Consider the following 14,953-nt stretch of genomic DNA (forward strand, 5'->3'; position numbering starts at 1 on the left):
CATTGATTAATTATCAAACAAAAATCCTGTAAATCCTTAAATCCTGGACATAGTGATTCAGACAATTAAAATCCTGTAAATCCTTAAATCCTGGATATCCTGATTCAGACAAAATCAATATCCTGAAAATTAATGAGTTTTTGACTTTTGACTTTTGACTTCCCGAAGGGTGTCCTGATTCAGACAATTTACCATGTCTCAATATTATGCTAGAAAGTTCCCAAAACAAATTCTCATGGTTTGAGGTATCTGATGATGTCAAAGAACTATTGATATTAGCAGCACAAACTTGGGAAAATACAGAAGTCTCAGAAAAATATATGCAACAAGCTTTAGCTAAAACAGAAGAAAACACAGATGTTTTAGTTGCAGCTTATAGATATTTTTATTACAAAAATAATTATTGTTTAGCACTGACAACAGCAGAGAAAATAATTGCTAAAATTAAAGAAGTCGAGAAATTACCCGATAACTGGGAAGAACTAAAACCCATCTTAGTACAGCGACAACAAGAAACCAAAATCAGATTGTTCTTAAATGCTTATGCTGCTTCTGGTTTAGTATTAGCTAGACTAGGAGAATTAGAAAAAGCTAAAGAAATCAGTACCAAAATTAAAGGTATTGATGATAAGAATGATTTTGGTGCTGGTATTCTCCTGGATATTTTAACCCGTCCTCCCGAAGAAGATGATTAAAATAATTCGTAATTCGTAATTTAAACTAGGTAACAAATATTCTCTCCTACTCAATCACCAATCACCGAATTAATCATCATGAATAATTGGTTCTTTACGCGAATTTCCGATTACACTTTCTCAATATCCACTAATAACAATCTTATCTTACCTCCTCTGCCTCCATCTCCCGTAACGCCTACAAATAGGATGCCTCAAGCCAATCCTCCCATGATTTTCTTACCTAAGTATTAGCAGCTTAAAGTATATAAATTATGCAAGGTAAGGATTGGTTTGTCTCTGGAGATGGACAGCATCAAATCTGTAAATCCGCGAAAGAATGGGATTTATTGCGTGAAAATTATCGCCTATATCGGTTTCTAACTGAGATAGAAGATGTTCTCAATGATGTTGGGGATGAATCAACTCGTCTCCCAGAAATTAGAATGTTAGTTAGGCAATTGATTATTAATTCTTATTGGGTACAAAGTCAATTTTTAGAACCCGATCCAAAAACAGGAAATTCGGTTTTATTGTTATACGATGAATTAGGTTTTCCCTTAACTGTGCAAACAGTCGCATTTGCACCAGGAACAACTTCTAATATTCATAATCATGGAACATGGGGAGTAGTAGCAATATTAAAAGGTCAGGAAAAAAATACATTTTGGCGACGAACTTCAACACCAGAATTTCCTGATAAAATTGAGAAAGTAGGAGAAGTTGATTTATATCCAGGAGACTTAATTAGTTTTACACCTGAGACAATACATCATGTTCAAGCAGTTGGTGAAGAACCAACAGTTACATTTAATATTTATGGAGAAACTGACCCAAAAAACAGATTTGAATTTGAGATCATTAACCATATTGCTAAAAAATTTTAAATGTAGTGGCAAAAACATAAAAAACAGATTATTGTGATAAATAGGTAGGATTTAATAGGTAAAAAGATGCAAAATAGTTACCTATAAATCAAACCCATCATTTCTTATCTGCGTTTATCTGTGGTTAATTATTTCCCATCCAGAAATCGAATCAAAACCTTATAGGAGATATAGAAATGGCCAGAGTAATTTTCTATGAAAAACCAGGCTGTAAAAACAATACCAGACAGAAAGTTTTACTCACAGCCGCAGGCCATCAAGTAGTAGCATATAGCCTATTAACAGAACCTTGGACAGTGGAAAGATTGCGGTCATTTTTTGGCGATCGCCCCGTCATCGAATGGTTTAATAAAGCCGCACCTCGGATAAAATCAGGAGAGGTGATTCCTGAAAACATCGACGCTGACACCGCTTTAGTGATGATGATCAGAGATCCCTTATTAATTCGTCGTCCTTTATTGGAAGTAGGAGATAAACGGGAAATAGGCTTTGATACCGATAAAATCAATGCCTGGATCGGCTTAAAACCCGTGGATGACTCTTTTAAAGAAATGAGTGAAAACCTCATGCAGCAGGACCTGCAAGGCTGCGCTCATGGACATAATCACGAACACCACCATCATGGGGAAGGTGGTTGTAAACATCATTAAAAAACAATATCCCTGACTTTTTAGAGAAGTCGGGGATCTGAGCGATCACAACAGCGATAAACTGTCTTTACCAGGTTTAACAGTTCTGATTTTAAATCAATTGAAGTTTTAAATCAAAATTACCAAATCATCCCCAAATTCAAGACAAAACCATTTAAAACACCCTGCTAATATGCCAGTTGCGTAAGTCCTGATTATATTGCTTATTCTATAATTACAGTAGCAGGAAGCGATTCCTACGGAGCGATTCGCTATTGCACTTCCCCACACTTCCAACTTTGATTCTTCTCAACTCAAGTCCAGGTTTAACCCTTCAAATAATTAGGATTCCACTGCAACCAATAATTCTCCAAAGCTCTAGCTACGACATCAGCCAGCTTACCAAACAAAGCATATATTACAATGCTCAAAACCACAACATCAGTTTGCATAAATTCTCTAGCATTTGTTGCCATGTATCCAATGCCAGAATCAGCAGCAATTGTTTCAGCAACAATGAGAGTTAACCACATAATTCCTAAAGAAAATCGCACACCTACTAAGATAGAAGACATAGCCCCTGGAAGAATAATTCGCCAAAACAACCCCCAAGTATTTAAACCGTAGATTTTCCCCATTTCAATTAATCCTGCATCAACGCTGCGAATTCCATGAAAAGTATTTAAATAAATAGGGAACATTACACCCAAAGATACCAGAAATAATCGTGCCTCATCACCAATACCAAACCATAAAATTACCAATGGAATTAATGCTAAGTTAGGAATATTTCGTAGCATTTGAAGAGATGTATCTAACAATTTTTCGGCAATGGGAGAAATACCATTCAGTAAACCTAAACTAAATCCAATACCTCCTCCAAGTAAAAATCCAGAGATTGCCCGTAGAGAACTAATACCAATATTTCTGAAAAGTTCACCTGTTTGAGCCAATTTAATAGTAGCACCAACAACTGCTAAAGGTGCTGGTAATATTCTCGTAGGAATAAAGCCAATAGAAGACAAGAATTGCCACGCTATAATTATTGTTACGGGTACAACCCAAGGGATAAAGGACTGAAAATAGCGATTTTTGAAAAACTTAAAATAGAACTTATTTTTTTTCTTTGAATACTTGGATGAAAAATCAGTAGAAGTAGAAGAAAGTTTCATAACCATTTATTAAGTAATGAAGAGTAAGGTCGGGATTTAGCCGCCGTAAGAATGGGAGAATTAGAATAAAATAGATTACCTTTTACTAATTCTTTGAGGTGTAATAGCTGCATATTGTTGAGAAGATAGAACCGAATCTTTGATAGCAACTTTTTTAGGAATGACTCTTTCCTTATAGAACAAATCAGCAATGCGTTGTTGTTCAGCAATCAGAGATGAGTTAATTGGACGTAAACGGAATGTGCGTCTACGAACTACGACAGCTAAAAGTGACGGATCAAGTTTTAATTCAGGAGCAAGAATTTTCACAACTTCATTAGGATTAGATTCTGCCCATTCCCCTAACTTATCCACTTCTTCTAAAACTATACGTACAACTTCTGGATTTTCAACAGCAAAGCTACGTCTAGCCATATAAAAACCACCTTGAGTAGCAATGCCTGACGCATTTCTCAAAACACGAGCATTAGCAGTTTTTTGGACAAAAGCAACAAAAGGGTCCCAAGCTACCCAAGCATCAATTTTCTTTTGAATAAAAGCATCACGAGCTTCTGCTGGAGTTAAACTAACTGCTTGAATATCGCTATATTTTAAACCGACTTCAGCTAATGCTCTAAGTAGTAAATAATGTGATGCTGATCCCTTTTGAAAAACAACTTTTTTACCTTTAAGATCCTTAACTGTCTTAATAGGAGAATCTCTTTGAACAATAATAGCACTACCTTCACCCTTACTAGGTTTACGTCCAGCAATATAGACAAGTTGAGCGCCAGCAGCTTGAGCAAAAATTGGTGGTGTTTCTCCGACAGAACCAATATCAACTCTGTTGGCATTCATCGCTTCCATAAGTTGGGGTCCAGCAGGAAATGGAGACCATTCAACCTTGACACCTAAAGGCTCAAGACGTTTATCTATAACTCCTTTAATCTTCACAATATCGCCAGAAGTTTGATAAGCAAGTCGGACTACTTTAGTTTTAATACCTGTTTTATTAGTTGTATTTTGGGCTTCGACTATATTACTAGAAATTGGCACAGAAAGAGAAACTAAAACTAAAGCTAATGCTGATACTGAGTATTGAAAGAATTTTTGTAAAACTGCGCGTCGTGGTAAGTTAAACTTCATGCTTCTATCTCCTCACTAAATTTCAATTCAAATTGTTTTCTTACTGTTTTATTACAAGACCTAAAATGGGCGACTTCCCGCTAAACTAATCCGTTTTAAAACTCGACGTTGATTAGGATCAAAAGCTTGACGGTAATGCAATGTAGATTGATTATCCCAATAAACAATATCGCCCACAGACCATTTATGTTGATAATAAAATTGACGTTGATGCAGATGATATCGCAACTGTGCTATTAATTCTTGACCCTCTTGGGGATCTAAACCTACAACTTCAACTTCTGTGGCGTAGTCTAAATATAAAATCTTCTTGCCACTTTCTGGATGTGTTCTCACCAATGGATGGGGAAATACGGGACTAATGAGAGGAATACTCTTATTTTCACGATATTTTTTTCGGGGTTCTCCTGGTTTATTTAAAAACGGATTATAAGTAATCAACTGTAAATTAGCAATCCGTTTTTTTGTTGATTCATCCAGGGTTTCATAAGCTAAATTTAGATTTAACCAGGAAGTATCTCCCCCTTCAGATGGAACTTCTAAAGCATAAAGTAAAGAACCACTGGAAGGAAAAGGAGTCCATTTGTGGTCAGAATGAAAAGCTAATTCACCTGTTCCTGTATAACCACCATCAACATTAGAAACAGGAATTATAACTGGTGTTACTCCGGGCTGAGAAGCCAGAACTGGAATATTATCTGGAGGGACAAAAAGAGAACCAAAGTAAAAACTAAAGTTTAAAAATTGCTCATCAGTCAAACTTTGATTTTTGAAGATGAGAATATGATAATCCCGCAGTGCTTGTTTTAATTGTAAAATAACTTCAGGTGCAATGGTTTGACTAGCATCTAGTCCAGTAACTACTGCTCCCAAGGGTGCATCAAGAGGAGTAATTTGAAATTTGGTTAAAGTTAGAGTCGTCATAGTTGAAATTTCCAGATCAATAAATTACAAATTTTTATTTACTTGCTAACACTTCTTTGGGGGTAATTTCTGCATATTGTTCCGGTGTTAAAAACCCGTCTTTAACATTAACTTTCTTGGGTATTAGTCCCAGGCTGTACCATTTATCTGCAACTTCTTGTTGCTTGTTGATCACTGCATCGGTAATAGGCACTAATGAAAAATCATATTTGCTGTGCATTTTTTCTAATGTTGGTACATCAAGCTGAGTTGTTGCACTGAGCAATTCAGCAATTTCTTTACGATTATTCTTTGCCCAAACTTGTTCTTTTTGTAATTCTTCCAAAAATATTTTAATCACTTGAGGATTTTCTTGATAGAATTTACGGTTTGTAGAAATAAAATTATTAGTATCTCTTAAACCATTACTACCATCTATCAACACACGACCAACTTTGTTCTGTACATTTCTGGTAACGAATGGCTCCCAAATGAACCAAGCATTAACTTTACCTTGACTAAAGGCTGCATTAGCATCTGGAGGTGCTAGAAAAACAGACTCAACATCAGTTAGTTTTAAACCTTCTTTTTCTACGGCTCTAACTGTCAAATAATGCCCAATAGATGCTTTTTGAAAAGCAATTTTTTTACCTTTTAAATCCTTGACACTTTTAACGGGTGAATTAGCTGGAACTAAAAGAGAAACTGCTTGACCATCAGAAGAATTAGCAGCTAAATAAACGAGGGGTGCGCCAGCCGCTTGGGAAAAAATAGGAGGTGATTCAGCAGTGGAAGCAATATCAAGTCCACCTGCATTTAAAGCTTCTAATTGTTGTGGACCTGCGGCAAATTCAGGCCATTCCACTTTATAACCTAGAGGTTCTAATCGTTTTTCTAGAGTACCTTGTTTTTCTAAAACTGCTAAGGCTGTCAGTTGTTTAGAACGGACTATCCTCACTACTTTTTGGTTAGTGGTAGAACTGTTCCCAGAGGTAGATGTATTAGTTGTATTAGATGCTGTATTGTTTATCTCTGAATTACTTTGTTGTGGACTATTGCAACTAAATAGTGTAGTTGATAAAACTACACTATAACCAAAAGCAAATAAGGCATGACGACGAGTAATACGTAGGCGTTTCCATGATTCAATTTTATCTTTCCAATTTGGCATTATTAAATTACCTTTTATTATTGATTAAGTAAAAAATTTGCCAGCTATTTAAGTTAAGAAAGTGAGGTGGGAAAGGTACACCCACCCCATTAAGGTGCAAGGAAAACTAACTGCCACTGACTGAGAAGAAAACTGAGTAATACTAGATGAAAATTGCTAATTATTGATTAATTAATCAATTTATGGGTATACAGAGTCGTGTAGAGTAAAATTGTGGAAATTTAGGCGATCGCAGAACTAACAGAACTAAAAACATATTCCACTTCTGGCTTTTGATGTTCTGGTTGACCCATAACTCGGTTTAAAATCTTCTCCACAGTCTTAGCAAACTTTGCGTCTCCTCTAGCACGTGGACGGGGAAGATCAATTTTCACATTCATACTAATTTGACCATCTTCAATCAAAACTACCCGGTCTGCTAATACCACAGCTTCTTCCACATCATGGGTAATTAACAGTGCTGTAAACCCTTGTTCTCGCCACAAACGTTCTAATAATTGCTGCATTTCAATTCTAGTTAAAGCATCTAACGCCCCCAAAGGCTCATCTAGCAACAGTAAAGAAGGTTTACTTGCCAATGCCCTGGCTAAAGCTACCCGTTGTCTTTGTCCACCGGAAAGGACGGAAGGCCATTCGTGGGCGCGGTCTTCTAACCCCACTTCACGCAGCACTTGTAAAGCTGTTTGCTTGGCATAAACTTTGGAATTAGCACCTATTAAACCTAATTCTACATTCGCCAAAACTCGCTGCCAAGGTAACAGACGGGAATCCTGAAACATCATACGAACGGCTGGATTAATAGGTTTATCACTATATTTGCCGTTTAACAAAACATGGCCATCACTGGGCGCATCTAACCCAGCCACTAGACGCAACATTGTACTTTTACCACAGCCACTCCGACCAACAATAGCCACGAATTCTCCTGGCTGAATCTCCAAATCAATTCCTTGTAAAACAGTTTTGTTGCCAAAAGACTTTGTCAGTCCTTCAAGATTTAATTGCATTCCTTTATTAGTCATGTTCAAAACCTCTTACTTTTGGATTGTTTACTTGTTATGGGAGTAAAGCTGTCAAATAAAAATAGGCAATGCTTATGTAACAGTTTTCTGAGCCGAAATCCTTAGAAAATCAACATATTTATGCTCAGGCTTTAGGAGATATGTAAGATTGACAGCAATTCATCTCTTTTATTAGGTCGAGTATCGTATCTCTGGACAAAAAGCTTTAGTAAACAAGCATCTGGCATTAATACCAATATGCTTGTTTCTGTGTTGTTTAGTACAATCTACTGTAAATCGGTAGGAATACCGTAGCTTCATTTTAGTGTTGCACAATTAGATAAAAATTGCAAGCATCTTTGAGAAAAAATATTAAAAATAGACATAAAAAAATTCCCACTTAGTTATGAGGATTTATTCCATACAAAAATTTTGCAATTAATAGATTAATTGCCTACATTAAACAATAATAAAAAATTTATTATTGAATATAAATTAACAAATTCTGACTATAGTGAATGAGGTCTAAACTAAAAATAAAAACTTTAACATCAAGCGGCTTTCACTCATGAATTCTGCTGTAATTATCGTAATTCAAACCCCAAATTATTCAGAATTTCCTTTAACCTATGCCGACCAGATAAAGATTCAGCCGATGCTACCCTTTTACTAGAATGTTCCGACCAATCACCAGGAATATTCATCTTTTGCGAATCATAAAAATCTTTCATAACTTTGTCGTAGAGAGAAATTCCCTCATCCTGTTCTGCAAGTTGATAAGTTTCCCGATGCAGCACCACCGACTGAGGTAAACGGGGTTTCACAGCAACACTCACAACAGGATCAGCATAACCAACACACAACCCAAATACAGCAACTACATGAGGAGGTAAATTCAAGATTTTGGCTACTTCTTCTGGTTGATTTCGCAATGCACCAATATACACAGTTCCCAATCCCAAAGATTCAGCTGCTACTACCGCATTTTGCGCTGCTAAGGCTGCATCTATAGCCCCAACCAGAAACATTTCTAAATAATCTAAACCTTGATATGGTAGTCCACGACTTTCAGCAATGTGAGTTAGTCTGGCTAAATCTGCTAACCACACTAAAAAGAGAGGACATTGACGAATATGCGCTTGATTATTAGCTAGTTTTGATAATTCTTCTTTACGATTTCCATCTTCAACTGCTACCACACTCCAAGTTTGGAGATTGGAAGAAGTAGAAGCAGATTGGGCAGCAGCAATTAAAACTTCTAAAGTTCCTGGGGGTAAAGCATCAGGTAAATAGGCGCGAATTGAACGATGGGATAACAGAGTTGCTAATGTGTCACTCCAAGGAATATCTGGATTGAAGTTGCCATTACCATAACGATAATTGAGAAACTCATTTGGGTTAGTCATTCGATTTTGGATTTTAGATTGACCACACTAATAAATTTGGGGGATTGTTACGATCAAGGAATTGTTGGTATTGATGGTTTTCTTTTTTCTTGCTGACGGCTGACTGGTTATTTAACAGGATTAAAGAATTTTGATAAACAAGAAATCCTGTAAATCCTTAAATCCTGTAAAGTCTAATTCAGAAGCATTAAAATCTGAAAGTGGTACGCAGCCAACCGACTACACTAGCAGGATTGCTGGCATCTGAATCTGGTGCTGTCACCCAAATAAATCCAGGTGTAATTTCAATATTATCAGTGAGTTTATATTTATACCATCCCTCAATGTGCAGTGAAGTATCTTTGTCTGCTTGACCCTTACCTGCTCCTAAATCTACATTTGAACTCAAACGAGTTAGTGTTGGTGCTTGACCTACAAAAAGAGCGCCTAAGCTACCTTTTTTACCCAAATCAGGAAATGTTATTCCTGCGCCCCAGTTCCATACCTGACCATCTCCATGCCCTAAATAACGATGGGCTGAATAGCCTACAAAACCATTGACTGCTAACTTTGGATTAAGTTTATATAATGCCCCAATACCATAAAGGTTTCCCACAGTTCCCGCACCAGGTACGGTACTGTTTGCTAAGTTACTACCAGCAGCAGGTCCAAAGTTTGTTCCCCCTTGACCAATTGCACCTGGCGGACTGTAGGTGTTAGCATAACTTAAACCAAGGCGAAAATTTTTCTTGGGGCTAAAGTATGTTACTTGTCCAAAGGCGACATATCTGCCTGTAAATAAACCATTATTAGGTAAGGGGTTATTACCATTTGGCGCACTGTATGATGCCCCTAATTGCCACTGATCACTCAGATTATGGAGAATAGCAATTCCTGGACCTGTATCTCCATAGTTATAGACCATGTTCCGCCGAGAAAATCGTGTTATCCCATTAGAGAAAGAGCCTTCAAAGGGGTTGGTTGGTCCACTTAAACCTATTTCATTAGCTCCATCTGACTGAGCAAAGATGTTAAATTGTGTCTTTGGACCAATAGGAAAACGATAACGAATACCACTAACAAAAATCTGATTGGGTTGAGCAGGATTAGGTCTACGATTATCGGCGGTTCTGCCATCAAATGTTCCAAAAAGCCCAGTCCTAGTTTGTCCCAAAGATTCAATATTTCCACCTGAAAGGACTAATCGCAGTTGATCTTTACCAGTAAAACTGGTGTTTAATGCTAATTGAATTGCATTTTGAAATGTGATGGTACGGGGTGCGGGTTGCTTGGTGATCACGTTATTGCCCGCTAGAACACCTCCAAGTACGAACTGAACCTGACCGCTCAGTATGGTTGTTGTCGAGAACTGATTGGCTTCTATTTCTGCTGTTCTTGCTTCTAAGCTATCTAATCTCCCGCGTAATTGAGCCAGTTCGGTACTAAATTCTTCAGTTAGGCGCTGTATGGCTTCCAAATCTGTTTTTACCGCCAGATCAGATGTAGATGATGCAATAAGTTTATTGACTTGATCTAAACAAGCGTTTAACCCTGCTGCAAATTCATAGCGACTTAAGGCACGATTACCTTTAAATGTGCTATCTGGATAACCAGCAATACAACCATAGCGTTCTACTAAAGATTGCAAAGCTTGAAAAGCCCAATCAGTTGGTTGGACATCTGAAAGCTGCGATACGGATGTAAGTTGTGACTCACTATCTTGGAACTCATCAGATGAAGAGGAAAGTTCTGGGTTAGGTTCTTTTTGGGCAATTATTTGAGTAACGTTGTTAGAATCAGGGATATTTATGCTGACGGTTGATAAAGTCTCTTTACCTGTCGTCTCCTTTTCTTCTCCTCTTTCACTAGCAAAAGATTTTGTACTAGCTGCTAAGACTAACAGGAATATAGACATTGGCAAGGTAAGCAATAAATTCCAAGTAGTTTTTTTCATTTTGATTGATAACCCCACACACACAGAATTAAAGCCGACACGAAATTACATAGAATTTCGCACTTACCACAGAAAAAAAATGCAACTTCTTAGATAGAACTTTCTTGTAGGTCTATCTGGGTTATTTGTGTATTTTTAATGACATTAAAGCCTATAGTAGTGACACAATTACCTTATGTACTAAAACAATATACGGTAATTTGGTCGAAATACTGTAGTTAATAATTGATAAGTAGCACTATTTCATAAAACAACTAAAATTTGAGTATTGATGGATACATTTTTTATAATTTTAAATTAATTGCTACAAAGGGTTGTCTATCTAGTTTGGGTATGATAGTATACGTTTTAAACTATTAACTCCTGTAAATCACTAGATTTAGTGTAGTTTTAGAAGATAGTCATATTCTTAGTTTTTGTAGCAAAATAGATTTAAGGAGCATTATTCAAACATTATGAAATACAACCAACTTGGTGCAAGCGACCTCAATGTTTCAGAAATTTGCTTGGGAACGATGACCTATGGGCATCAAAATACTATTGAGGAGGCGCATCAACAACTTGATTATGCTGTTTCCCAAGGGATAAATTTCCTAGATGCTGCGGAAATGTATCCTGTACCTCCTCGTGGTGAAACCCAAGGAAAAACTGAGGCTTATATTGGTGAATGGTTGAAGAAACAACAACGAGATAAATTGGTAGTTGCTACAAAAATTGCAGGTCCTGGTCGTCCTTTTTCCTGGTTGAGAGGTGGAAATAATAAAGTTGACCGTGATAATATTACACAGGCGGTAAATGATAGTTTGCAGAGATTACAAACTGATTATATAGATTTGTATCAAATTCATTGGCCTGATCGTTATGTTCCTACATTTGGACAGACAAGTTATAATCCAGAATTAGAAAGGGAAACTGTACCTATTGCGGAACAGTTACAGACGTTTGCTGATGTGATTAAAGCTGGAAAGATTCGCTATTTGGGTTTAAGCAATGAAACTCCTTGGGGAGTAAGTGAGTTTGTTCGCATTGCTAATGATTTGGGATTACCTAAAGTTTTGACAACTCAAAATGCTTACAATTTACTCAATCGTAATTTTGAATCAGGTTTAGCTGAAGTTTCTCGTTATACAGATGTGGGTTTATTGGCTTATAGTCCTCTTGGATTTGGGTTTTTAACTGGTAAGTATATCGAGAATCAACAGTTAGAAAATACAAGAATATCCTTGTTTCCTGGTTTTGGACAACGTTATTTGAAACCTAATGTACAAGAAGCGGTTAAGGCTTATGCAGAACTTGCTAAAAAGTATAACCTCTCACCTGCTCAATTAGCGATCGCATTTGTCAAAAGTCGCTGGTTTGTGAAAAGTACAATTATTGGCGCAACAACTTTGGCACAATTGCAAGAAAATATAGATAGTGTCAATGTGGTTTTGGATAAAGAGATTTTTGCAGAAATAGATGCAATTCATACTCGTTATCCTAATCCAGCACCTTAACCGAGTTTTGTAAAAAAATACAAAGCGAGATTCTCACCTCACTTAAGAAGTAGCTTGGCACAATTAAATATAAAGCCTCTCTCCAAACCTCTCCCCTGCTAGGGGAGAGGCTTTAACTCCCCCTTCCAGCAACAAAAGTCTTTCTGCTTCCCTCTCCTTGTAGGAGAGGGTTAGGGAGAGGTAGAGAAGGGGGTTGGGGGGTTAGGTTTATATTATATTTTTTAACGCCCACTTAATATTAGTGGTGGTGAAAGTTTCTCTAGAAAAAACAATGTTACTATCTGATTCTGTTACTATTACTGATGTAGAAGCAGCGCAAAAACGGCTTTTGGGTATTGCTCATCAAACACCAGTAATTACCTCTGATACCGTCAATGAACTGACTCAAAGCCAAGTATTTTTTAAATGCGAAAACTTTCAACGCACAGGAGCATTTAAGTTTCGTGGTGCTTATAATGCCTTAGTGCAATTATCAGTAGAACAGAAAATAAAAGGGGTGATCACCTATTCTTCAGGAAATCATGCCCAAGCCATAGCTTTAGCCGGAAAATTACTCAATATTCCCACCACTGTAGTTATGCCCGATGATGCACCCGCAGTCAAACAAACTGCTACTCGCGGCTATGGTGCAGAAGTCATTTTGTACAACCGTGACACAACTAACCGGGAAGAATTAACTAAAAATCTCGCAACAGAACGCCAATTAACTTTAATTCCACCTTATGATCATCCTCATGTCATTGCTGGACAAGGTACAACTGCATTAGAACTAATTCAAGAAGTTGGTTCACTGGACTTGTTATTAGTATGTTGCGGTGGTGGTGGATTAATTTCTGGTTGTGCGATCGCTACAAAAGCACTGTTACCTAATTGTAAAATAATTGGTGTAGAACCAGAATTAGCTGATGATGCTACTCGCTCTTTTTACACCAAAACCCTGCAAACTGTACATAATCCCCAGACCATTGCTGATGGTGTCAGGAGTCGAACTCATTGATTAACTGGTAAAGTCCAGTATCTTGATAAAGATAGCGTAGATTTAAAATTAAGGATCTCACAGATCACCAGAAAAAGCCACAAAAATAACCTCCATGTGATATTTTAAGTACAAAATACGGTAAATTGATTGATATACTGTAGTTTTGTAATCAATTAACTTCAGTCCAAATATTCTATTGACCTTAACCACCTGAGTAATGTTGACTAAATTTTCTCTATTTCGACCATTGGAAGCTGGAATCACCTTTCTGAAAAATATCAAAAGCAGAACATCCGCACTTTTTTTTACTATTTGTAGTTGGACTAAGTTTGACTTTTGTTATTTCGGCTTGCTCTCCTAACACCAGCGAAAATAATGGGACAACTCAGACAGCAAAAACAACTAAAACCGCTATTTCAAGTCCAACTTCTAACAATATGGTAGTTCGCATTGGCTATCAAAAAGCTGCAACTGTCCTCTACGCATTAAAAGCAAAAGGGTAATTAGAAAAAGCTTTAAAAGCTTCTGGTGCTTCTGTGACTTGGACTGAATTTCCCGCAGTGACACCCATGTTAGAAGCTTTAAATCAGCAATTACTACACTTTTTACCAGTGGTAAAATATGTGATCATCAAAATTATTGTAAAATTGCAACCGAGCAGTTCCCACAACTAAATTATTTGCCTTTTCACCAGAGGAAATAACATGAACTCGATATAGATAAATACCTTCGCTGGTAGGATTATAAAAAGGTTTCAAACCGATGGTAATTGTTTTACTTGAAGAAACTGGTTGATCAAAAGTAACAATCACAGTTTGCGGTTGATTTGGACTTTTAGCTAGGGTAATACCTAGCTTTTCTTTTTGTCCACTTGTTTCTACAAAAGCAAAACTGTTTTTTTGATTGAATTCAATATTTTCTACACCTTCTATTTGTGTCAAAACAAATTGTTGTAATTGCCAATTAGCCAGAGATTCTGGTAATTTGATTGTAAAATAATAAGTTGCGTCCCAAGAACCTGTTTGATTGTAAGTTGTTTTGGCAGTTAACAACGGTTTTGGTGGTATCCCGTAGGTACTAGGCATAGATAGCAAAAAGATTCCTGTACTAATAGCTAGGGTTTTACACAGAGTTTTGAAGCTGTTCATATTTTTAGGATTTGATATTTTAAATAGGTTTTTCTATTGAATTACACCCTTTCAGTTTAGCAAGTGTAAGTCACTAATAATTACACATATTAGTTAAATTTAATTGTCCTAATTCCTATCTGATTAAGTAGACTAAATGAGAGGTTATATTGCAATACCACTCGTTTAACTAAATTAAGTCAGATTCTCTCATTGTTGTTTGGGTAATTTTATTAATAAATGTTAAGTAATTTTATGTTTTTTATCTCACGCAGAGGCGCAAAGGAAAAAAGAAGGAGAGAAGAAAATGAAACCGACGGATTTAGATCCCCGACTTCTTTGAATGATCTTCATTATTTACAAAAAATTGAATTAAGAAGTCGGGGATCTTTCGTACCTGGCTTAACTTATATTCATTATTTGTTAATTTTTCTGATTTGTTGCATAGCC

12 protein-coding genes and 1 pseudogene are annotated in these 14,953 nt (G+C 36.7%); 5 read left to right on the top strand and 8 right to left on the bottom strand.

The genetic code is table 11. The features are described from left to right. Positions 1-206: 206 nt before the first annotated feature. From H6G06_RS13180 to H6G06_RS13190, 3 genes are all read left to right on the top strand, one after another. Positions 207-695: a hypothetical protein gene (locus H6G06_RS13180; protein WP_190560749.1), complete on the top strand. Its 489-nt coding sequence runs from the start codon at positions 207-209 to the stop codon at positions 693-695. A gap of 254 nt (positions 696-949) precedes the next feature. Continuing rightward, positions 950-1,561 carry a cysteine dioxygenase family protein gene (locus H6G06_RS13185; RefSeq protein WP_190560751.1) on the top strand — a complete coding sequence of 204 codons (612 nt, stop codon included), beginning with the start codon at positions 950-952 and terminating at the stop codon, positions 1,559-1,561. A gap of 176 nt (positions 1,562-1,737) precedes the next feature. Continuing rightward, on the top strand, positions 1,738-2,211 hold the full coding sequence (locus tag H6G06_RS13190; RefSeq protein ID WP_190560754.1) for an ArsC/Spx/MgsR family protein: 474 nt from the start codon (positions 1,738-1,740) through the stop codon (positions 2,209-2,211). A gap of 305 nt (positions 2,212-2,516) precedes the next feature. On the opposite strand, the gene ssuC is transcribed toward H6G06_RS13190, so the two are convergent. The 7 genes from ssuC to H6G06_RS13225 form a co-directional block, all read right to left on the bottom strand. Then, complete coding sequence (ssuC, locus tag H6G06_RS13195) at positions 2,517-3,362, bottom strand: aliphatic sulfonate ABC transporter permease SsuC (protein ID WP_242039689.1); 846 nt, start codon at positions 3,360-3,362, stop codon at positions 2,517-2,519. Positions 3,363-3,437: 75 nt separating this feature from the next. Then, complete coding sequence (locus tag H6G06_RS13200; RefSeq protein WP_190560757.1) at positions 3,438-4,487, bottom strand: sulfonate ABC transporter substrate-binding protein; 1,050 nt, start codon at positions 4,485-4,487, stop codon at positions 3,438-3,440. 60 nt (positions 4,488-4,547) lie between these two features. After that, positions 4,548-5,411 (bottom strand): TauD/TfdA dioxygenase family protein, encoded by an 864-nt coding sequence (locus H6G06_RS13205; protein ID WP_190560759.1) that lies wholly within the window; start codon positions 5,409-5,411, stop codon positions 4,548-4,550. 34 nt (positions 5,412-5,445) lie between these two features. Beyond that, positions 5,446-6,561 (bottom strand): aliphatic sulfonate ABC transporter substrate-binding protein, encoded by a 1,116-nt coding sequence (locus tag H6G06_RS13210; RefSeq protein ID WP_190560761.1) that lies wholly within the window; start codon positions 6,559-6,561, stop codon positions 5,446-5,448. A gap of 221 nt (positions 6,562-6,782) precedes the next feature. Next, on the bottom strand, positions 6,783-7,583 hold the full coding sequence (locus H6G06_RS13215) for an ATP-binding cassette domain-containing protein (RefSeq protein WP_190560763.1): 801 nt from the start codon (positions 7,581-7,583) through the stop codon (positions 6,783-6,785). Between the two features lie 563 nt (positions 7,584-8,146). Further along, positions 8,147-8,968 carry an NADPH-dependent oxidoreductase gene (locus H6G06_RS13220; RefSeq protein WP_190560765.1) on the bottom strand — a complete coding sequence of 274 codons (822 nt, stop codon included), beginning with the start codon at positions 8,966-8,968 and terminating at the stop codon, positions 8,147-8,149. Positions 8,969-9,155: 187 nt separating this feature from the next. Continuing rightward, the gene (locus tag H6G06_RS13225) at positions 9,156-10,901 is read right to left on the bottom strand and encodes an iron uptake porin (RefSeq protein WP_190560767.1); all 1,746 of its coding nucleotides are present in this window, start codon (positions 10,899-10,901) and stop codon (positions 9,156-9,158) included. A 455-nt stretch (positions 10,902-11,356) separates the two neighbouring features. On the opposite strand from H6G06_RS13225, the gene H6G06_RS13230 reads away from it, so the two are divergent. Together H6G06_RS13230 and H6G06_RS13235 are read left to right on the top strand one after the other, a co-directional pair. Next, on the top strand, positions 11,357-12,397 hold the full coding sequence (locus tag H6G06_RS13230) for an NADP(H)-dependent aldo-keto reductase (protein ID WP_190560769.1): 1,041 nt from the start codon (positions 11,357-11,359) through the stop codon (positions 12,395-12,397). Between the two features lie 271 nt (positions 12,398-12,668). Beyond that, a pseudogene (locus H6G06_RS13235) lies at positions 12,669-13,382 on the top strand (pyridoxal-phosphate dependent enzyme); the annotation flags it as partial. Positions 13,383-13,981: 599 nt separating this feature from the next. Here the strand turns inward: H6G06_RS13235 and H6G06_RS13240 are convergent. Continuing rightward, entirely contained in the window at positions 13,982-14,524 is a 543-nt protein-coding gene (locus H6G06_RS13240; RefSeq protein WP_190560771.1) for a DUF2808 domain-containing protein, read from the bottom strand. Positions 14,525-14,953 lie beyond the last annotated feature (429 nt).

It is taken from the genome of Anabaena sphaerica FACHB-251, assembly GCF_014696825.1.
Taxonomy (GTDB): Bacteria; Cyanobacteriota; Cyanobacteriia; order Cyanobacteriales; family Nostocaceae; genus RDYJ01.